Origin of the sequence: Dactylosporangium sp. NPDC000244 (assembly GCF_040300725.1) — a bacterium.
Lineage (GTDB): Bacteria > Actinomycetota > Actinomycetes > Mycobacteriales > Micromonosporaceae > Dactylosporangium.
The window spans coordinates 78232-96509 of the sequence record NZ_JBEPEH010000042.1 but is presented as its reverse complement, the minus strand read 5'-3'; the positions used below and the strand labels follow the sequence as shown (position 1 = coordinate 96509).

The window sequence follows — 18278 nt, the reverse complement described above, 5'->3', positions numbered from 1 at the left end:
GGCCGCGCCGTGCACGTTCACGGCGCGGCCCCCGCTGCCGCGGGGAGAGGATGGGAACGTGAGCGCCGAGGACACCGCCTGGCTGTTCCGGGCCGGGCAGCGGGTGCGGCAGTGGGACGCCCGGCACCCGTGGGCGCTGGACACCGCCGTCGTGCTCGTGGTCTTCCTGGTGTTCTGCGTGCCCGACCTCGTCCCGGGCCGGGAACATCGCGACTCGCCGCTGATCCTCACGCAGCGGCCGGTGCCGCAGATGCTGCTGCTGCAGGGCGCGCTGCTGGTGCCGCTGTGGTGGCGCCGCCGGGCCCCGCTGCTCGCGTGCTGCGCCGTCGCGGCGGTCTTCATCGCCGAGTGGGCCGCCGGCGTCATGCTGCGCGCCGACGTCGCCCTGCTCGTCGCCGTCTACAGCCTCGTGCTGCACGGCCGGCTGAGCCGGCTGCCGTGGGCGGCGCCCGCGCTGCTGGTCGCCTCCGCGCTGGTGGTCGTGCGGGCCTCCGGCGTCCTGTCGGCGTGGGACGTGCTGTTCTTCGTCGCCAGCGTCGGGACCGCGGCCGTCGCGCTCGGGTTCGCGGTGCGGGTCCGCCGCGCCCAGCTCGCCGCGCTGCGCGACCGCGCGGTGCAGCTGGAGATCGAACGCGACCAGCGCAGCCGCCTGGCCGCCGCGACCGAGCGCACCCGGGTGGCCCGCGAGATGCACGACATCCTCGGCCACAGCCTGTCGGTCATCATCACCCTCGCCGACGGCGGCGCCTATGCCGCGGACGTCGCGCCCGAGCGCAGCAAGGAGGCGCTGCGGCTCATCGGCGACACCGGGCGCCGCTCGCTGGGGGAGCTGCGCCGCATGCTGGGCGTCCTGCGCGAGCAGGCGGACGGGCTCAGCCCGCAGCCCGGCATCGCCGACCTCGAGCCGCTGTGCCGGCGCGTCCGCGCGGCCGGGCCGGAGGTCGAATACCAGAGCGGCGGCGAGCTGGAGGCGCTGGATCTCGGAGTACAGCTGGCGGCCTATCGCATCGTGCAGGAAGCCCTCACGAACACGCTCAAGCACGCCGGCCCCGGCACGCGGGTCCGCCTGGCGCTGCGCGTGGAGGGCGCCAGGCTGCGGATCGTCGTGCGCGACACCGGCCCGCCCGGCGGCGCGGACCGCACGGCCCGGCCCGGCGAGCAGGGGCACGGCCTGATCGGCATGCGGGAGCGCGCGGCACTCTACGGCGGGTCCGTGACCGCCGGCCCGGACCCCGGCGGAGGATGGAGCGTGGTGGCCGACCTCGACCTGACCCCGCCGCCCGCACCCGGAGGCGACCCCGCATGATCACCGTCCTCATCGTGGACGACCAGCCCCTGCAGCGGCTGGGCTTCCGCATGCTGCTGGAGAGCAACCCGGACACGGAGGTTCTCGGCGAGGCCCAGAACGGCGCGGATGCGGTACGGCGGGCCGCCGAACTGCATCCGGACGTCATCCTGATGGACGTGCGGATGCCCGGCATGGACGGCATCGAGGCGACCCGCCGCATCGTCGAGTCCGGCGGGCGCTCGCACATCCTGATGCTCACGACGTTCGACCTGGACGAGTACGTGCACGCCGCCCTGCGCGCCGGCGCCAGCGGCTTCCTGCTCAAGGACGCCCACCCCGAGGAGCTGCTGGCCGGCATCCGTGCGGTCGCGGGCGGCGACGCGGTGATCGCGCCCGCCCTCACCCGCCGCCTGCTGGACGCGTTCGCCCACCACCTCGGTGGCGGCGCGGCCCGCCCGGCGCCGGACCCGCGCCTGGACACGCTGACGGACCGCGAACGCGAGATCCTGGTCGCGATCGGCAACGGCTGGACCAACGGCGAGATCGCCGAGCGCCTGGTCCTGGCCGAGTCGACGGTGAAGAACCACGTCGGCCGGGTGCTGGCCAAGATCGGCGCGCGCGACCGCGTGCAGGCGGTCATCATCGCGTACGACCTGGGCCTCACCCGGCCGCACTGAGCCGCCTCAGCGGCAGGCCTCCCGGGCGGCCTGGATGTGCCCGCTGAGCGCGTCGCCGAGCCGCGCGGCCTTCGCGGCCCGCTCGCCCCGGTCGCCCTGGGCGTCGAGCCGGACGTCGAGCAGCGCGTCCGTGCCGTCGGCGATGCCGATGAGCGCCGCCCGCAGCTTCGGGTGCAGGAAGAGGCTGTCCGCGAAGGCGCGGTTGTGCGCGTCCTCCCGCCGCTGCCGGTCGATCTCGCCCGCGTCGATCGGCAGGTCGAGGAAGGCGGCCCCCTGCTCCGCCGTGGCGTGCGCCGGGCCGCTCCCGCCCAGCTCGCCCACCACGATGGTGATCACGCCGCAGGCCTGGGCCTTCTGCCGATGCTCCCGCATGACGGTCTTGCCGGCGCCGATCAGCAGCAGGACGACCAGAACGGCCCCGGCGACCTTGAACCCGGGCCGCGTGCGGCGCTTGGGCTTCTCCGGCGGCAGGAGGTAGGCGACGGGCGGTGGCGGTGGCTCGTACGCGGGCGGCGGGGGCTGCTGCGGGTACATGTTCTGCGGCTGCCCGGCCGCGTCGAGGTCGACGTAGGTGGCGTACGGGTTCGAGGAGCGGCCGGTCGGCGCGGGGGTCATGGGCACTCCGGGGTGGGGGCGGGCCCTCTAGCTCGGCCCGGCCCCGTCCGACCTGAGCGTTTCGCCGGATCCCGGTGCCAGCGTGTGGACAGCTGTTGGCAGGGTGCCAAGAAGCGTAGAGTGCCGGGGCATGGGCTACCCGCCGGAGCCGTGGTCGTTGTGCGGCCGCATGACCGTGTCGGTGTGGGCGATCCCGGTCGCCGAGGTGCCCGCGCTGCCGGCCGAGCTCAGCCGGGCCGTGCGGATCGTGCGGGCCGGGTCGCGGGCGCTCGTCGGCGCGGCGTGGGTGGACTACCGGCCCGGCGGCGACCTGAGCTACCGGGAGCTGCTGGCCGCCGTGCTCGTGCGGGCCGGGCTGCGGACCCGGGTGACGATCTCGCACATCTGGGTCGACAGCGCCGACTCCCGCGACGGCGGGCGGGAGCTCTGGGGGATTCCCAAGGACCTCGCGGCGCTGGAGATCACCGACGCGCGGGCCGCGGCGGCGTCGATCGCCTCGGCCGAGTTCGCCGCCGCGCGGCCGCGCTTCCGGCTGCCGATCCGGTTCCGGTGCACGCAGGCGTTGCACGGGCGGCCCAAGACGACGCCGGTCCGGGCCACGGCCAAGTGCGGGACGGCGAAGGTCGAGTGGGAGTTCGAGCGGGGCGGGCCGCTGGGGTTCCTCGCCGGGCGCAGGCCGCTGCTCTCGCTGGTCGCCGACGACTTCCGGATGTCGTTCGGGGCCGCGGCTCAGCGGTAGTCGGAGCGGGCCAGGCGGGCGGTCCGGGCGCGGTACTCCGAGGCCATCCCCGGCCAGTTGGTCACCACGCGGCCGGCGGCGGTGCGGTACCAGCTCGTGCAGCCCGTCCACACGCTTCCGCCCAGGCGGCGCTGCATCTCGGCGTCGAAGGCCGCCGCGACGTCGGCGCGCACCTCCAGGGGGCCGGACTCGGCCACCGCCCGGACCGCCTGGACGATGTAGCGGGCCTGGGACTCGTGGAAGTACACGACGGAGGTGTTGCCGGTGTTCGTGTTCGGGCCGTACATGAGGAACAGGTTCGGGAAGCCCGGCACCGTGATCCCCAGGTGGGCGTAGGCGCCGTCGCGCCACTCGTCCTCCAGGCGGCGGCCGTCGCGCCCGGTCACGGCCAGCGGGGCCAGGAACTCGGTCGCCGCGAAGCCCGTCGCGTAGACGAGCAGGTCGCAGTCGTACGCCGAGCCGTCCGCCGTGCGCACGCCCGCGCTCGTGACCTGGACGATGTCGTGCGTCACGAGGTCCACGTGCTCGCGGTGCAGCGTGCGGAACCAGTCGCCGGTGAACAGGACCCGCTTGCACCCCATCGCGTAGTCCGGCGTCACCCCCGGCCCCAGCCGGCGGGCCTGGAGCAGGCGCTGGGCCTGCGAGACGGCGCGCACGAAGCGGCGGGCGATCGGGCGGCCGGTCATCGCGCGCCCAGTGACCACGGTCAGCAGCCAGGTGCCGGCCCGGGCCGCGCGCATGAGCGGCGGGACACGGCGGTTCAGGGCCCTGCGGATGCGGCCGTACCGCCGGTTCGGCTTCGGCAGCGTCCAGGGCGCGGAGCGCTGGAACACCGTGACCCGCGCCGCCCGGTCCGCGATCGCGGGCACGAGCTGGACGGCGCTCGCCCCGGTGCCGATGACCCCGATGCGCCGGCCGGTGACGTCGATCGCCGGGTCCCAGGCCGCGGTGTGCACGGCGAGCCCGGCGAACGCCTCCGCGCCGGGCAGCGCGGGCACGACCGGCCGCGAGAGCTGTCCGGTGGCCGGGATCAGGATGTCGTACTCCGCGGTGCTCTCCAGCCCCGTGGCCTGATCGGCGAGCGTGAGGCGCCACGCGGTGCCGGTCCACGCCGCGGCCGCGACGGCGGTGCCGAGGCGCAGATGCGGCCGCAGCCCGAAGCCGTCGGCGCACGTCCGCAGGTACCGCAGGATCTCGGCGTGCGGCGGGAACCGCTGCGACCAGTCGGGGTTGAGCGCGAAGGAGTACGAGTACAGCGGCGCGGGGATGTCGCACGCGCAGCCGGGGTAGGTGTTGTCGCGCCAGACCCCGCCGACCTCCGCCGCCCGCTCGTAGATCGTGACGTCGCCGAACCCGGCCCGGCGCAGCAGATGCGCGACCGCGATCCCCCCGAACCCGGCCCCGGCCACGGCGATCCGCGTCACGAGGGTCCCCGGGGGAACACCTCGCGGACGAGGGTGATGAGCGTGGTCGCGAGCATCGCGTGGACCTGCTCGCGGGTCAGGGCGCCGCGCTCGAGCCACTCGCGGGCGGTCGCCTTGGCCAGGCCGCAGTACGCGCGGATCATCGCCCGGCGCTCGTCGCGGTGCCCGTCCTCGCCGGCCAGGCCGATCGCGACCAGGATGCTGTCCGCGGCGACCTCGTCGGCCTCGGCCAGGACCCGGCGCACGTCGGGGTCGCCGGCGTCGACCGCGGCCAGCCAGGAGGCGCTGTGCCGCGCGACGACGTCCAGGAACCAGGTGACGCTGGCGTCGACCCGGGTCGCCAGACCGCCCGCGGGCAGCTGCTCCACGGCGACCGGCGGGATGGTGACGAGCACCCGCACGGCCTCGACGTAGAGGTCCCGCTTGGTGCCGAAGTAGTGGTTGATCAGCCCGCGGGCCACGCCGGCCGCCTCGGCGATGCCGGTCGTCGACACCTCGGCGTAGGGGCGCTCGCCGAAGAGCCGCACCGCGCACGACAGGATCTGCGCGCGCCGCTGGTCGGGCTCGAGGCGGCGCCCGCGCTCGGCGACGGTTCCGGTCACGCGGCCGTCCCCAGCACCGGGTCGCGGGCCGCCACGGCGTCCACGCGGACATAGGGCGCGCCCAGCGGCGGGCGCGGGTCCGGGTCGCCGTGGTTCGGCCACAGGGACAGGGCCCGCTCGGCGAGCGCGGTGATGGTCAGCGACGGGTTCACGCCGAGGTTCGCGGTCACCGCGGCGCCGTCGACCACGTGGAGCCCGGGGTGGCCGAAGACGCGGTGGTACGGGTCGATGACGCCGTGCTCCGGGTCCGCCCCGATCGCGGCCCCGCCGATGAAGTGCCCCGTCACCGGCCGGCCGGCGAGCTCGGTCACGGAGCCGAGCGCCACGCCGTCGATCTTCCCGGCCACGCGCCGGGCGACGTCGTGGGCGACCGGGAGGTACACCGGATTCGGCTCCCCGATCCCGCGCCGGCTCGTCAGGCGCCGCCCGCCGAGGGGGCCGCGGCGGGGGCCGACGGTGATCGAGTTGTCCTTGGGCTGCATGGCGAGCAGCACGATCGTCTGCTGCGACCACCGGCGCGGCCAGAACAGCCGCGGCCAGTCCCGCCAACCGGCCAGCGTCCGGCCGAGCCCGGCCAGCCAGCGCGGGGTCCGGCCGGTGTCGCCGACGAGGACGGCGGCCATGAGCCCGAGCAGGTTGCTGCCCGGGCCGTAGCGCACCGGCTCGATGTGCGTGTCCGCGTCCGGGTGGATCGAGGAGGTGATCGCCACCCCGTCGGTGAAGTCGGCGTCGCGGCGGCGGGAGCGCGGGCCCAGGATCGACTCGGAGTTGGTCCGGCTCAGCTCGCCGAGGCGGGGCGAGAGGTTCGGCAGGTCGCCCCGCCGCCGGGCGTGGTGCAGGATGCGCTGGGTGCCGAGCGCGCCCGCGGCCAGGATCACCTCGCGCGCGGTGAACGTGCGGGCGCGCCGGCGCAGCTTGCCGCCGGTGCGCACGGCCCGCACGGTGTAGCCGCCGCCGGGGCGGGGCGTCACCCGGGTCACCGTGGTGCGCTCGTGGACCTCGGCGCCGGCGCGTTCGGCGAGGTACAGGTAGTTCTTCACCGTCGTGTTCTTCGCCCCGACGCGGCAGCCGGTCATGCAGCAGCCGCAGAACGTGCAGGTGGTGCGCGCGGGGCCGGCGCCGCCGAAGTACGGGTCGGGCACCGTCTCACCCGGGCGCTCGCCGAAGAGCACGCCGACGGGGGTGCGGCGGTAGGTGTGCGCGACGCCGAGGTCCTCGGCCACGGAGCGCAGCACCTCGTCGGCGGCGGTGGTGCGCGGGTTCTCGGCCACCCCGAGCATGCGCGAGGCCGTGTCGTAGTGCCCGCCGAGCTCGGCCTTCCAGTCCGTGATCCCGGCCCACTGCGGGTCGGCGAAGAAGACGTCCGGCGGCCGGTACAGCGTGTTGGCGTAGCCCAGCGAACCCCCGCCGACGCCGGCCCCGGACAGCACGAGCACGTCCGGCAGCAGCGTCATGCGCAGGATGCCGTAGCAGCCGGCGGCGGGGGCGAACAGATAGTCGCGCAGCCGCCAGCTCGTCTTCGCGAAGTCCGCGTCGGCGAAGCGGCGGCCGGTCTCGAGCACGCCGACTCGGTAGCCCTTCTCGGTCAGCCGCAGCGCGCTCACGCTGCCGCCGAACCCGGATCCCACGACGATGACGTCGTACTCCATGCGAGCCACCTTGAGCCCTTGTTGTCGGGCTGTCAACAAGTACGATACGCAGGTATGGCGCCGCTGGTCCTCCTGCACGGCCTGGGCAGCCGCCGCCAGGTGTGGGACCCGCTGCGGCCCGCACTGCCGGCGCGCCTCGCCGACGTGCGCGCGCTCGACCTGCCCGGCTTCGGCGCGACCCCGGCTACGGGGGCCGCCTCGGTGCCCGCGCTCGCCGACTGGGTCCTCGCGACCGTGCCGCCGCCCTTCCACGTCGCCGGCAGCTCGATGGGCGCGGGCGTGGCGCTCGAGCTCGGCCGGCGCGGGGCGGCGCTGTCGGTGACGGCCTTCGCGCCGATCGGCTTCTGGGGCCCGGTCTCGCGGCGCTGGTGCCAGGCCTCGGTGACCGCGGCGCGGGCCTGCGCCCGCACGTGCGGCCCGGCGCTGCCCCGGCTGGCGTCGGCGGCGGCGGGGCGGGTCGCGCTGTTCGGGCTGTTCTTCGGGCACCCCACGCGGGTCGATCCGGTCGCGGGGGTGGCCGACGCGCGGGCCCTCGCGGCGGCGCCCGGCTTCGCGGCGGCCCGGGACGCCTTCGCGGGGCACCGGTTCGGCGACGCCGGGGCGCTGGCCGACATCCCCGTGACGGTCGTGTGGGGCTCGCGGGACCTGATCCTGCCCGCGTTCCAGGCGCGCCGCGCCGCGCGGCTGCTGCCGGGCGCCCGGCACGTGCGGCTGCGGGGCTGCGGCCACCTGCCGTTCAACGACGACCCGCACATGTGCGCCGAGCTGATCGCCGCCACGGCGTAGCGCTTTGTTCTTGCCACCGCGGAGGCCGGGATGCCTGGCGGGAGCGACGGTCCGCAGGTGACGCGGGCCCGAGCCATGATGCTCTTCCGCCTTTACCCTTGACGCATTCCCTTATCGGCATATGATTGACGCATGGCACGAGCGGCTACCACCACGGACGCGTTCAACGCCGTCGCCGAGCTGCGGCGGCGGCAGATCCTCGATCTGCTCGCGCAGGGCGAGCGGCCGGTCGGCGACTTCGTGGACCTGCTCGGCCTCGCGCAGCCCCAGGTGTCCAAGCACCTGCGCGTGCTGCGCGAGGTCGATCTGGTGCGGGTGCGCGAGGTGGGCCGGCAGCGGGTCTACCGGCTCAACCCCGGGCCGCTCAAGCCGCTCTACGAGTGGCTCGCGACCTACGAGCGGCGCTGGAACGAGCGATTCGACAGCATGGACGACGTCCTGGACGACCTCAAGGCGAAGGAGACCGACTGATGACGACGACGACCAGGGGCACGGCGAAGGTCACGCTCCCGACCGACCTGCAGATCCTCATCACCCGTGAGTTCAACGCACCCAAGGCGCTCGTGTGGCGGGCCTACACCGAGCCCGAGCTCGTGAAGCGCTGGTGGGGTGCGGGGATGGGCGAGATGCAGTCGGCCGAGATCGACCTGCGCGTCGGCGGCACGTGGCGGTACGTGCAGGTCATTCCGGGGGGTGCCGAGGTCGCGTTCCACGGGGTGTACCGCGAGATCGAGGCCCCCGACCGGCTGGTGAACACCGAGGTCTTCGAGGGCCTGCCCGACCCCGACGCGCACACCGGGCTCATCACGGTCACGCTCGCCGAGACCGGCGGGCGGACGCTGCTGGAGATGCGCTGCGAATACGGCGACCAGGAGACCCGCGACGCGATCATCGCCTCGGGCATGGAGGTCGGGCTGCAGCGCTCCCTCGACAGCCTGGAGTCGGTCGCGGTGGAACTCTAGGTTCCCAGCAGCGGCGGCAGGGCGAACAGCATGACCGTCGACCACGTCACGTGGGTGAGGATCGGGGCCAGAATGCCGCCGGACGCGCGGCGCTGCAGGCCCAGCACGGTGCCGAGCACCGCGGCGGCGAAGACCAGCATCGGGTTGGCCGTCGCGATCGTGGCGAGGGCGTAGACGACGGTCGAGATCAGCACCGGGTGGCGGCGGCCGATCGCGGCGAACAGGGCGCCGCGGAAGAAGACCTCCTCGGCCAGGCCGTTGAGCAGGGTGACCGCGGTGATCGGGACGATCGCGCCGTAGCGGGCGTGGTCGAGCACCTCGCCGGTGAAGGCGCGCAGCGGCGGGATGTGCGCCACGACCAGCGCGCCGGCCACGAACACGCCCCCGACGAGCAGGCCCGTCGCGATCGGGGTCAGCACGGGGCGGCGCAGCTGGTCGCGGTAGAGGATGCGGCCCAGGTGCAGGCGGCCCGACAGCAGGCTGCCCGCCACCCAGGTCGCGGCGACCGCGAACGTCGTGGCGTAGAACAGCGGGTCGCCGGGGCGGATCGTCAGCGACCAGCCGAGCAGCGCCGCGCCCACGACCAGGGTCACCGCGACCACGATCCGGCGGCGGCGGAAGGCCGCGTCCGGCTCGTCGTGGGTGCGCGGCACGCGGTCGACGAACGCGGCCCGGGCGAGGTCGCGCAGGGCCCTCACGAGCCGCTCACACCCAGCTCCGCGCGGACCTCCTCGACCCGCCGGCGGGCCAGCGAGGCGGCCTGCGCGGCCTCGGTCGCGGCGGTCGCGGTCCGCTGCGCCTCCTGCCCGGTCACGTCCGCCTCGCGCTCGGCCAGCGCCAGGCGCACCGCGTCGTCGTAGCCCAGCGCCGGGCCGGTGAACAGCTCGGCGATCGGGTGCTCGCGCACCACGGTCTCGGCGCTGAGGGAGTCCACGAGGGTGCGCGCGGTCGGGATGTCCACGTCGGTGACCAGCGACAGCCACATCGACGACAGTCGCGGGGTGAGCAGCGGGACGGTGACGTTCGGCAGGAACTTGCCGCGGATCGCCGCCACCCGCTGCAGCATGTCGGCGAAGCTGAGCACGTCCGGGCCGCCCACCTCGAAGACGCGGCCGCGCGCCGCCTCGCTGTCCGCGACGCCGGCGAGGTAGCGCAGCATGTCCGGCAGCGCGACGGGCTGGGTGCGGGTGGTGACCCACTGCGGCGTGATCAGCGCCGGCAGGTGGTCGACGAGCTGGCGGGTGATCTCCCACGAGATGCCGCCGTGCCCGACGATGACCGCCGCCCGCAGCGTCGTCACCGGCACCGGACCCGCCTGCAGGATCCGCTCGACCTCGCGCCGTGAGCGCAGGTGCTCGGAGAGCGCGTCGCCGTCGGCGCCGAGGCCGCCGAGGTAGACGATCCGCTCCAGGCGCGCCTCGGCGGCCGCGGCGGCGAAGTGGCGCGCGGCGGCGGCGTCGCGCTCGGCGAAGTCGTCCAGCCCGAGGGAGTGCACCAGGTAGTAGGCGACGTCCACGCCCTCGAGCGCGGTCCGCAGGCTCGCCGGGTCCGTGACGTCGCCGGCGACGGGCTCGCCCTCGCCGGTGTACTGCCCCGGCCGGCGCGTCATCGCACGCACCCGGTGCCCCCCGGCGAGCAGCCGCGGGACGAGTCGCGACCCGACGAACCCGGAGGCGCCGGTCACCAGGACGGTCAAGGTCATGTCTTCTCTGATACCACGGCGGTGGAACGTTCATGCCCCATGACGCCCGGGCGCACCGGCGGGTCGTCCCGGGCGTTGCGCGTCGGCCGCGGCTCGGCTATGTTAGCGCTCACATTCACGGCGTTCCATCCGTACCGCCACACGGAATGAGGTCGAGAAACCATGCGCAAGGCCCTCCTCGGGGCCGCCTTCGCGGGTGCGCTCGTTGTGAGCGCTCTCGTCGGGGTCGGCACCTCTCAGGCGGCGACGTCGCAGCCCTGCGACATCTACGCCACCGGCGGCACGCCCTGCGTCGCCGCGCACAGCACCACCCGGGCGCTCTACGGCACCTACAACGGCCCGCTCTACCAGGTCCGGCGGGCGTCGGACAACGCCACCCAGGACATCGCGCCGGTCGCCGCGGGCAGCTACGCCAACGCGGCCGCCCAGGACAGCTTCTGCGCGAACACGTCCTGCGTGATCACGATCATCTACGACCAGTCCGGCCGCAACAACCGGCTCACCCAGGCCCCGCCCGGCGGGTTCAACGGCCCGGCGGCCGGGGGCTACGACAACCTCGCCAACGCCACCGCGGCGCCGGTGACGATCGGCGGGCACAAGGCGTACGGCGTGTTCGTCGCCCCGGGCACCGGCTACCGCAACAACAACACCAACGGCATCGCGACCGGCGACCAGCCCGAGGGCATGTACGCCATCTTCGACGGCACGCACTACAACGCCGGCTGCTGCTTCGACTACGGCAACGCCGAGCGCAACAGCCGGGACAACGGCAACGGCACCATGGAGGCCATCTACTTCGGCAACATCAAGGCCTGGGGCTACGGCACCGGCAACGGCCCGTGGATCATGGCCGACCTCGAGAACGGGCTGTTCTCGGGCGTGAACCCCGGGTACAACAGCAACGACCCGAGCATCGCCAACCGGTTCGTGACCGCGATCGTCAAGGGCGAGCCGAACCACTGGTCGATCCGCGGCGCCAACGCGCAGTCCGGCGGCCTGTCGACCTTCTACAACGGGGCCCGGCCGAACGCGTCCGGCTACAACCCGATGAAGAAGGAGGGCGCGATCATCCTGGGCATCGGCGGCGACAACAGCAACAGCTCCGCCGGCACCTTCTACGAGGGCGTCATGACCTCGGGCTACCCGAGCGACGCCACCGAGAACTCGGTCCAGGCCAACATCGTCGCCGCGAACTACAACACCTCCGGGCAGGGCAGCGGCACCACGCTCACGCCGGGCCAGTCGATCTCGCTGCGGGCGACGACGGCGTGCTGCACCACGCGGTACATCAGCCACTCCGGCAGTGCCGTGAACACGGCGGTGGTGAGCGCGTCGAGCGCGGCCACGGACAAGGCCAACGCCTCCTGGATCGTGCGCGCCGGCCTCGGCAACAGCTCCTGCTACTCGTTCGAGTCCAAGAACACCGGCGGGCAGTACCTGCGGCACCAGAACTACCAGATCTCGTTGCAGGCCAACGACGGCAGCGCCCTGTTCGCCCAGGACGCGACGTTCTGCTCCGAGGCCGGCAAGAACGGACAGGGCAACGCGTTGCGGTCGCTCAACTTCTCCGACCGGTACATCCGCCACTACAACAACCTGCTCTACATCGCGAGCAACGGCGGCTCGAACACGTGGGACGCCGCGGCGCTGTGGTCCGACGACGTGAGCTGGGTCGTCACCGCCCCCTGGACCCCCTGAGGCCCTATCCAACCTCCATCGAAGTCGGTAAGTTCGGGCGACATGAGGTCTCGCATCGTCGCGATCACGCTCGGACTTGCCGTCGTCCTCGGTGCCGGCGGCTTCGGATGGCCGCCGGCACCGTCGTGGCGGCTGCTCGACACCGGCTCCACCGCGCGCCTGCGCGGCCTCGCCGCCGTGAGCGACCGGGTGGCCTGGGCCTCCGGCACCGGGGGCACCGTCCTGCGCACCGTCGACGGCGGGCGTAGCTGGCGCTCCGTCGGGCCGCCGGACACCGCCGGCCTGCAGTTGCGCGACATCGAGGCCTTCGACGCCGAGCACGCCGTCGTCCTGTCGATCGGCAATGGCGAGGACTCCCGGGTGTACCTCACCGACAACGGCGGCCGCACCTGGACCGAGACCTTCCGCAACACCGACGAGGCCGCGTTCTACGACTGCTTCGCGTTCTTCGACCGCCGCCACGGCCTCGCCCTCGGCGACCCGGTCGACGGCCATTTCCAGCTCCTGGCCACCGAGGACGGCGGCCGGCACTGGGCGCCGCAGCGCGCCGAGCTGCCCGCGGCCCTCGACGGCGAGTTCGCCTTCGCCGCCAGCGGCACCTGCCTGGTGACCGCCGGCCGCCCCGGCCCGGACGCCTGGTTCGCCACCGGCGGCGGCTCCGCGTCCCGGGTCCTGCGCACGACCGACCGCGGCCGCCACTGGACGGCCGCGACCACCCCGGTCCCGTCGGGCGCCTCGGCCGGCATCTACTCCCTCGCCTTCCGCGACCGGGCGCACGGCCTCGCGGTCGGCGGGGACTTCGCCGCGCCGGCCGCGGCCCCGGACGGCGCCGCCACGAGCCGCGACGGCGGGCGCACGTGGACGGTCGCGCGCACGGTCCCCGGCGAGTACCGCTCCGGCGTGGCCTGGCGCTCGCCCCGCGACGACACCGCCTACGCGGTCGGCCCGACCGGCAGCGACTGGACCCGCGACGGCGGCCGCACCTGGACCCGCTTCGACACCGGCAGCTTCGACGCCGTGGCCTGCGCGGACGGCGCCTGCTGGGCCTCCGGTGAACTGGGTCGCATCGCCCGCCTGCGCTGACCGGGCTCGCCCCCTGAGCCTCGTGACGGCGTTCACGCGCCTGCTCGGCGTGCGGCATCCGATCGCGCTCGCCCCGATGGGCGGCTCGGCCGGGAGCTGCCCCTGCTCGCGGCCCCCGGCGGCCCGTGGGGAGCCGGCTCCGCGATCACCGGGGCGCTGCTGGCCGGCCGGGGCGAGGACACCTCGCGGAGCCGCATCCTGGACGTGGCGCGGGGCGCGATCCCGCCGCTGCCGGTCTGGGCCGGCGAGGCGGTGGACCTCGTCGGCTCCGTGGCGTCGGCGACGGACCTGGTGCGGGACATGGCCGGGCAGGCCGAGCGGGTGCTCACCCGGGCGGGCCGGCCGGGCTGAGCCGGGGCCGGCGGCACGGGCGCGGACGGCCGATCGCCCCCGTCTTGTCGATCGGCCGTCCGCGGTCCCGCGGGCCGGTGCGCTCCGGCCCGATACGCATGACACGCCCTGGCGCGCCGCGAGGTTACAAAGCGGATCGTGCCGCATTCACGACAGTGACGACGGCGCCGCGAGCCAGGCGAGCATCGCCGCCCAGTGGGCCGGGGCCGGGGTGTGGCCGGCGTCGGCGGCGATGCGCACCTCGGCGCCGGGGATGCGCGCGGCGACCAGCGGCGCGTCCGGCACCGCGCGGCCCCGGTCGCCGGCGCCGGCCCAGATCAGGGTGCGGACGGCCGCGTCGCGCAGGCGGAAGCGCCACGGGTGGATGTCGGTGGCCAGCCAGTCCGCGGCCACGCCGGCCGAGTGCGGGGCGAACGCGGCGGCGGCCCGCGTGACGTGCCGGCGGCCGAGCCCGGGGACGTGGCGCAGCCGCCAGGCCTGCCGCCGCTCCCGGCCGTGGACGGTGTGCAGCTCCCGGTCCGGCCCGGTCAGGCTCGCCGCGACCACCCCCGTGAGGCGGTGCGGGTGGCGGGCCGCGCACGCCAGGGCGAAGGGCGCCCCGCCGGAGAAGCCGAGCACGCCCCAGCGCTCGATGCCCAGGGATCGCCGCAGGTGCTCGACGTCGTCGGCGACGCCGAGCAGGGCCGGGCGCGCGGCCGGGTCCGAGGCGCCGTAGCCGGGGCGGTCGACGCAGAGCAGGCGGATGCCGGTCGCGGGCGGGCGGTCGCCCGGCGCGCCCGGGGTGCCGTGCAGGAACAGCACCGGCGGGGCGGCCGGGTCGCCGTGCTCGGTCCAGCTCAGCCGCCGGCCGTCGGGAAGACGCGTCTGCATGGGTCTCACCTTCGCCGTGTGTACGCTTCCGAGACCATGGAACCGTTTCCCCTCCCGCCCTGCGAGCCCGGCGGCCAGGACCTGCGCGAGGTGGCCGCGGCCGCCGACGCGTGGGCGGCGTCGCCCGCGATGGGTGAGCTGGTGGCCGAGTTCGGCGGCGCGGCCGGGCAGTCGCTCGCGGAGCTGGCCGGGTTCTGCGCGGTCTGGGACTACCGCGGCGGCGTGAAGGAGCGCTTCGACACCGAGCGGATCGACTTCGAGCCGGAGCGGGACCGGCGCGTCCGCGACCTCCTGCACGCGCTCGGGATGGGCGGGCGGCCCGCCCCTGCGCACCGCGCATACGATCACGTGCTCGTCCTCGGGGGTGGAATCCGGGTGACCCTCGGGCGGACCGACTACACGGCCCGCCTGCTCGACGCGGGACTCACGACGCGAACGCTCACCGGGCTCGCCAGCCTGCGGTGGCGCGACGACCGCGAGTTCCGCGAGGGGGCGCGGCTCGGGCTCGGGCCCGTCGACACCGAGGCCGACATGATGGCCGAGGCGTTCAAGCGCTTCCTCGGCATCGGCGAGCCCGCGGCGGCGCACGAGCATCACCGGTCGTGGGACGGCGGCATCCACGTGCTCGCGGCGCCCTCGACGCGGCCGGGGCTGCGGGCCAACACCGCCGACACGCTCACCGGGTGGGCGGAGATCGTCGAGCGGCCCCGCCCCGGCGACCGGGTCCTGCTCGTCACGAACGCGCCCTACGTGCGCCACCAGCACTGTGACGCGATCCGGCTGCTCGGCACGCGGTACGGCTGTGGCATCGAGACCATCGGCTTCGACGACGCCGCGATGACCGAGTGGGGGCGGCCGCTGAGCACCACCGAGCTGCTGCAGGAGGTGCGCTCGTCCATCCTGTCCATGAGCAACCTGCGGCGGCACGCTCAGGACAGCGCGGCGACCACGTCCCGGTAGGCGTCGGTGCCGACCGAGAACGCGCCGTAGTACGGGAAGTTCATCTCCACCACCAGGTAGAGGTTGGTGGCGATGACCGCCGCGGCCAGCACGAGCAGCGTGCGGCGCACCGCGGTGTCGTCGAGGCCGAACAGCGGGCACAGCGCCAGGAGCGCCAGCGTCGCGGTGAGCACGCCGATCCACATCACCGGGGACATCTGGCGGTCGTCGGCCTCGGACTTCGCCGCCTGCCGCATGGCCTCGGCGTGGCCGATCGTGCGCAGCGCGTCGGTGACGAACGCCTTCTGCGCCTCCGTCGCCGGCTGCAGCCCGGCGATGACGCCGGTGAGGTGGTCGAGGTCGGCGATGCGGCGCGGGTCCGGGTCGGCGTTCAGGTGCGCGGGCCAGCCGGCGATGATGTCGCGCTCGTACCGCACGATCTCCGCCCGGACGGAGCGCTGCACGTCGGCGCCGAAGACCGCGCTGCCCGGCACGAGCGGGGTCAGCGCGACGGCCTCCTCGCGGGCGGTGTCCTGCGCGTCCTTGTAGCCTTCCCACAGCGACACCACGCACAGCCCGATGACGATCGCGTAGGCGACGCCGACGGTGGCGACGATGACGCCGGTGACCTCGTTGTGGCGCTTGAGCCGGCGGTGCGGCAGGTGCCGGTGCACGGAGGTGTCGAAGGCGAGCGTGAGGCCGGGCAGCCCGGCGATGAGCAGGACTCCGACGAGCCACGCGGGGGCGTCCCGCACGAGCCACAATTCCACGCGATCACACGGTAATGGGCCCCGGGTGCGGCCGGCCCGGAACGCGCGATCCGGTCACTCGCGGTGATCATCTTGCTACGGTCGGCGCCATGAGCTCGCAGGCGCTGGACACCGCCCTGACCCTCGAACCCGGACGAGCGCATCCGTTCGGGGCCCGATGCGACGCCGAGGGCGTGAACTTCGCACTCTTCTCGGAGCATGCCACCGGGGTCGAACTGCTGCTGTTCGACTCGTACGACGCCGAGCGGCCCGCGCACACGCTCCGGCTCGACCCGCTGACCAACCGGAGCTTCGCGACCTGGCACGGCTACGTGCGCGGGCTGCGGGCGCCGGCCTTCTACGCCTTCCGCGTGACCGGCCCCGAGGGCGGCGGCAACCGCTTCGACCCGCAGAAGGCGCTCGTCGATCCCTACGCCAAGGGCGTCTCCCGCGCCCGCTGGGACCGCGACGCGGCCTGCCGCCCGGGCGACAACACCGCGAGCTCGCTGCGCTCGGTGGTCATCGACGTGGACGCGTACGACTGGCGCGGCGACCGCCCCCTGAACCGCCCGCTCGCCGACCAGGTGATCTACGAGCTGCACGTCGGGGGCTTCACGCGCTCGCCGAGCGCCGCGGTGGCGCACCCGGGCACGTTCGCCGGCGTGGTGGAGAAGATCCCGCACCTGCGCCGGCTCGGGGTCACCGCGGTCGAGCTGATGCCGGTCGCGGACTTCGATGACACGGGCCGCAACTTCTGGGGGTACAGCACCGCGGCGTTCTTCGCCCCTCACGCGCGGTACTGCCGCAACCCCGAAGGCGGCGAGCACCTCGACGAGTTCCGGGACATGGTGCGGGCCCTGCACGCGGCCGGCATCGAGGTGATCCTCGACGTGGTGTTCAACCACACCGACGAGGGCAACCACCTCGGCCCGCTGTTCGCCTTCGCCGGCCTGGACAACGCGAACTACTACCACCTCGACCCGGCCGACCCGCGGTACTACGCCGACTACTCCGGCTGCGGCAACAGCCTCATGGCCAACCACCCCATCGTCACCAAGCTCATCCAGGACTGCCTCGAGTTCTGGGTGCGCGACATGCACGTGGACGGGTTCCGCTTCGACGAGGCCGCGGTGCTCACCCGCGGGGCCGGCGGCGCCGTGCTCGACGAGCCGCCCGCGGTCTGGCAGATCGAGCTGTCCGAGACCCTCGCCGACACGAAGATCATCGCGGAGGCGTGGGACGCGGCCGGCGCCTACGAGGTCGGGCGCTACCCGGGCTACCGCTGGGCGGAGTGGAACGGCCGCTTCCGCGACACCATGCGCCGGTTCGTGCGCGGCGACGCCGGGCTCGTGGGCGAGGTCGCCGACCGGCTCGGGGGCAGCGCCTCGCTGTACCAGGCCCGCGGGCACGCCCCGTCCAACTCCGTCAACTTCGTCACCTGCCACGACGGCTTCACCCTCGCGGACCTGGTCTCCTACGGCCACAAGCACAACGAGGCCAACGGCGAGGGCAACCGCGACGGCAACGACGACAACATGAGCTGGAACTGCGGCGCGGAGGGACCGACCGACGACCCCGGCGTGCTGGCGCTGCGTGAACAGCAGATGAAGAACCTGGCGACCCTGCTCATGCTGTCCCGCGGGGTGCCGATGATGCTCGCGGGCGACGAGTTCGCCCGCACCCAGCAGGGCAACAACAACGCGTACTGCCAGGACAACCCGATCGGCTGGGTCAACTGGCACCTGGCCGGGAGCAACGCCGGACTGCTGCGCTTCTGGCGCGGCCTCATCGCCTTCCGGGACCGCCACGCGACCCTGCGCGCCGCCGAGTTCTACACGCCGGACGAGGCGGCCTGGCACGGCACCGACCTCGGCGCCCCGAACTGGTCCGATCCGCAGGCCCGGGCGCTGGCGTGCACCGTCCGCGGCCGCGCGGGCGGGCCCGACCTGCACGTCATGATGAACATGTACTGGGAGCCGCTGGACTTCCAGATCCCCGTCGACGGCCGCCGCTGGGTGCGGGCCATCGACACCGCCCTGCCCGCGGGTGACGACCTGCGCGACGAGGGCGCCGAACCGGCCGTCGCCGGTCCGCAGTACACCCTGCACGGCCGCAGCATCGCCGTGCTCCTGTCCCACGCGTAA

19 protein-coding genes are annotated in these 18278 nt (G+C 74.5%); 11 read left to right on the top strand and 8 right to left on the bottom strand.

From position 1 onward, the window contains the following. Nucleotides 1-58 precede the first annotated feature (58 nt). The gene (locus ABT369_RS45080; RefSeq protein ID WP_350622521.1) at nt 59-1306 is read left to right on the top strand and encodes a sensor histidine kinase; all 1248 of its coding nucleotides are present in this window, start codon (nt 59-61) and stop codon (nt 1304-1306) included. Further along, nucleotides 1303-1965 carry a response regulator gene (locus ABT369_RS45075; protein ID WP_350622519.1) on the top strand — a complete coding sequence of 221 codons (663 nt, stop codon included), beginning with the start codon at nt 1303-1305 and terminating at the stop codon, nt 1963-1965. The genes ABT369_RS45080 and ABT369_RS45075 overlap by 4 nt, the downstream gene beginning before the upstream one ends. 6 nt (nt 1966-1971) lie before the next feature. Here the strand turns inward: ABT369_RS45075 and ABT369_RS45070 are convergent, their stop codons facing one another. Further along, nucleotides 1972-2580 (bottom strand): hypothetical protein, encoded by a 609-nt coding sequence (locus tag ABT369_RS45070; RefSeq protein ID WP_350622517.1) that lies wholly within the window; start codon nt 2578-2580, stop codon nt 1972-1974. 130 nt (nt 2581-2710) lie between these two features. Here ABT369_RS45070 and ABT369_RS45065 point away from each other — a divergent pair, with 130 nt between their 5' ends. Beyond that, nucleotides 2711-3319 carry an acetoacetate decarboxylase family protein gene (locus ABT369_RS45065; protein ID WP_350622516.1) on the top strand — a complete coding sequence of 203 codons (609 nt, stop codon included), beginning with the start codon at nt 2711-2713 and terminating at the stop codon, nt 3317-3319. Here ABT369_RS45065 and ABT369_RS45060 read toward each other — a convergent pair. From ABT369_RS45060 to ABT369_RS45050, 3 genes are read right to left on the bottom strand one after another with little or no spacing between them, the layout of a single operon-like run. Next, complete coding sequence (locus ABT369_RS45060; protein ID WP_350622514.1) at nt 3310-4743, bottom strand: flavin-containing monooxygenase; 1434 nt, start codon at nt 4741-4743, stop codon at nt 3310-3312. The two genes, ABT369_RS45065 and ABT369_RS45060, sit on opposite strands and share 10 nt — an antisense overlap. Continuing rightward, a complete protein-coding gene (locus tag ABT369_RS45055; RefSeq protein WP_350622512.1) occupies nt 4740-5345 on the bottom strand; it encodes a TetR/AcrR family transcriptional regulator in 606 nt (201 codons plus the stop codon). The genes ABT369_RS45060 and ABT369_RS45055 overlap by 4 nt, the downstream gene beginning before the upstream one ends. Next, complete coding sequence (locus ABT369_RS45050; protein WP_350622510.1) at nt 5342-6994, bottom strand: GMC family oxidoreductase N-terminal domain-containing protein; 1653 nt, start codon at nt 6992-6994, stop codon at nt 5342-5344. Before ABT369_RS45050 ends, ABT369_RS45055 begins: the two co-directional genes overlap by 4 nt. A 54-nt stretch (nt 6995-7048) precedes the next feature. Here ABT369_RS45050 and ABT369_RS45045 point away from each other — a divergent pair, with 54 nt between their 5' ends. The 3 genes from ABT369_RS45045 to ABT369_RS45035 all read left to right on the top strand — a co-directional run bounded on the left by ABT369_RS45045 (nt 7049) and on the right by ABT369_RS45035 (nt 8742). Further along, nucleotides 7049-7780, top strand: a complete 732-nt coding sequence (locus tag ABT369_RS45045) for an alpha/beta fold hydrolase (protein ID WP_350622508.1) — start codon at nt 7049-7051, stop codon at nt 7778-7780. Between the two features lie 132 nt (nt 7781-7912). Then, complete coding sequence (locus ABT369_RS45040; protein ID WP_350622506.1) at nt 7913-8251, top strand: ArsR/SmtB family transcription factor; 339 nt, start codon at nt 7913-7915, stop codon at nt 8249-8251. Next, entirely contained in the window at nt 8251-8742 is a 492-nt protein-coding gene (locus ABT369_RS45035) for an SRPBCC family protein (RefSeq protein WP_350622504.1), read from the top strand. Before ABT369_RS45040 ends, ABT369_RS45035 begins: the two co-directional genes overlap by 1 nt. On the opposite strand, the gene ABT369_RS45030 is transcribed toward ABT369_RS45035, so the two are convergent. Both ABT369_RS45030 and ABT369_RS45025 read right to left on the bottom strand, forming a co-directional pair. Then, nucleotides 8739-9440 carry a CPBP family intramembrane glutamic endopeptidase gene (locus tag ABT369_RS45030; RefSeq protein WP_350622502.1) on the bottom strand — a complete coding sequence of 234 codons (702 nt, stop codon included), beginning with the start codon at nt 9438-9440 and terminating at the stop codon, nt 8739-8741. The two genes, ABT369_RS45035 and ABT369_RS45030, sit on opposite strands and share 4 nt — an antisense overlap. Then, nucleotides 9437-10444, bottom strand: a complete 1008-nt coding sequence (locus ABT369_RS45025; protein ID WP_350622500.1) for an NAD(P)H-binding protein — start codon at nt 10442-10444, stop codon at nt 9437-9439. The genes ABT369_RS45030 and ABT369_RS45025 overlap by 4 nt, the downstream gene beginning before the upstream one ends. Before the next feature lie 162 nt (nt 10445-10606). Here ABT369_RS45025 and ABT369_RS45020 point away from each other — a divergent pair, with 162 nt between their 5' ends. The 3 genes from ABT369_RS45020 to ABT369_RS45010 all read left to right on the top strand — a co-directional run bounded on the left by ABT369_RS45020 (nt 10607) and on the right by ABT369_RS45010 (nt 13576). After that, the gene (locus tag ABT369_RS45020) at nt 10607-12142 is read left to right on the top strand and encodes an alpha-L-arabinofuranosidase B (RefSeq protein WP_350622498.1); all 1536 of its coding nucleotides are present in this window, start codon (nt 10607-10609) and stop codon (nt 12140-12142) included. A 42-nt stretch (nt 12143-12184) separates the two neighbouring features. Continuing rightward, the gene (locus ABT369_RS45015; protein ID WP_350622497.1) at nt 12185-13225 is read left to right on the top strand and encodes a WD40/YVTN/BNR-like repeat-containing protein; all 1041 of its coding nucleotides are present in this window, start codon (nt 12185-12187) and stop codon (nt 13223-13225) included. A 204-nt stretch (nt 13226-13429) separates the two neighbouring features. Beyond that, nucleotides 13430-13576, top strand: a complete 147-nt coding sequence (locus ABT369_RS45010) for a hypothetical protein (RefSeq protein ID WP_350622495.1) — start codon at nt 13430-13432, stop codon at nt 13574-13576. Nucleotides 13577-13723: 147 nt separating this feature from the next. On the opposite strand, the gene ABT369_RS45005 is transcribed toward ABT369_RS45010, so the two are convergent. Further along, nucleotides 13724-14446 (bottom strand): alpha/beta fold hydrolase, encoded by a 723-nt coding sequence (locus ABT369_RS45005; protein ID WP_350622493.1) that lies wholly within the window; start codon nt 14444-14446, stop codon nt 13724-13726. A 36-nt stretch (nt 14447-14482) separates the two neighbouring features. On the opposite strand from ABT369_RS45005, the gene ABT369_RS45000 reads away from it, so the two are divergent. After that, a complete protein-coding gene (locus tag ABT369_RS45000; RefSeq protein ID WP_350622491.1) occupies nt 14483-15406 on the top strand; it encodes a hypothetical protein in 924 nt (307 codons plus the stop codon). Here the strand turns inward: ABT369_RS45000 and ABT369_RS44995 are convergent. Continuing rightward, nucleotides 15376-16155, bottom strand: coding sequence for a bestrophin-like domain (locus ABT369_RS44995; RefSeq protein WP_350622489.1), 780 nt, complete (start codon nt 16153-16155; stop codon nt 15376-15378). The two genes, ABT369_RS45000 and ABT369_RS44995, sit on opposite strands and share 31 nt — an antisense overlap. Nucleotides 16156-16244: 89 nt before the next feature. On the opposite strand from ABT369_RS44995, the gene glgX reads away from it, so the two are divergent. Beyond that, nucleotides 16245-18278, top strand: a complete 2034-nt coding sequence (glgX, locus tag ABT369_RS44990) for a glycogen debranching protein GlgX (RefSeq protein WP_350622487.1) — start codon at nt 16245-16247, stop codon at nt 18276-18278.

What these genes read in the sequence shown, in the direction of transcription:
- ABT369_RS45035 (WP_350622504.1), top strand. Translation starts at nt 8,251, where the DNA reads ATGACGACGACGACCAGGGGCACGGCGAAGGTCACGCTCCCGACCGAC.
- ABT369_RS45075 (WP_350622519.1), top strand. Translation starts at nt 1,303, where the DNA reads ATGATCACCGTCCTCATCGTGGACGACCAGCCCCTGCAGCGGCTGGGC.
- ABT369_RS45025 (WP_350622500.1), bottom strand. Translation starts at nt 10,444, where the DNA reads ATGACCTTGACCGTCCTGGTGACCGGCGCCTCCGGGTTCGTCGGGTCG.
- ABT369_RS45050 (WP_350622510.1), bottom strand. Translation starts at nt 6,994, where the DNA reads ATGGAGTACGACGTCATCGTCGTGGGATCCGGGTTCGGCGGCAGCGTG.
- ABT369_RS45065 (WP_350622516.1), top strand. Translation starts at nt 2,711, where the DNA reads ATGGGCTACCCGCCGGAGCCGTGGTCGTTGTGCGGCCGCATGACCGTG.
- ABT369_RS45045 (WP_350622508.1), top strand. Translation starts at nt 7,049, where the DNA reads ATGGCGCCGCTGGTCCTCCTGCACGGCCTGGGCAGCCGCCGCCAGGTG.
- ABT369_RS45000 (WP_350622491.1), top strand. Translation starts at nt 14,483, where the DNA reads ATGGAACCGTTTCCCCTCCCGCCCTGCGAGCCCGGCGGCCAGGACCTG.
- ABT369_RS45070 (WP_350622517.1), bottom strand. Translation starts at nt 2,580, where the DNA reads ATGACCCCCGCGCCGACCGGCCGCTCCTCGAACCCGTACGCCACCTAC.
- ABT369_RS45020 (WP_350622498.1), top strand. Translation starts at nt 10,607, where the DNA reads ATGCGCAAGGCCCTCCTCGGGGCCGCCTTCGCGGGTGCGCTCGTTGTG.
- ABT369_RS45040 (WP_350622506.1), top strand. Translation starts at nt 7,913, where the DNA reads ATGGCACGAGCGGCTACCACCACGGACGCGTTCAACGCCGTCGCCGAG.
- glgX (WP_350622487.1), top strand. Translation starts at nt 16,245, where the DNA reads ATGAGCTCGCAGGCGCTGGACACCGCCCTGACCCTCGAACCCGGACGA.
- ABT369_RS45015 (WP_350622497.1), top strand. Translation starts at nt 12,185, where the DNA reads ATGAGGTCTCGCATCGTCGCGATCACGCTCGGACTTGCCGTCGTCCTC.
- ABT369_RS45005 (WP_350622493.1), bottom strand. Translation starts at nt 14,446, where the DNA reads ATGCAGACGCGTCTTCCCGACGGCCGGCGGCTGAGCTGGACCGAGCAC.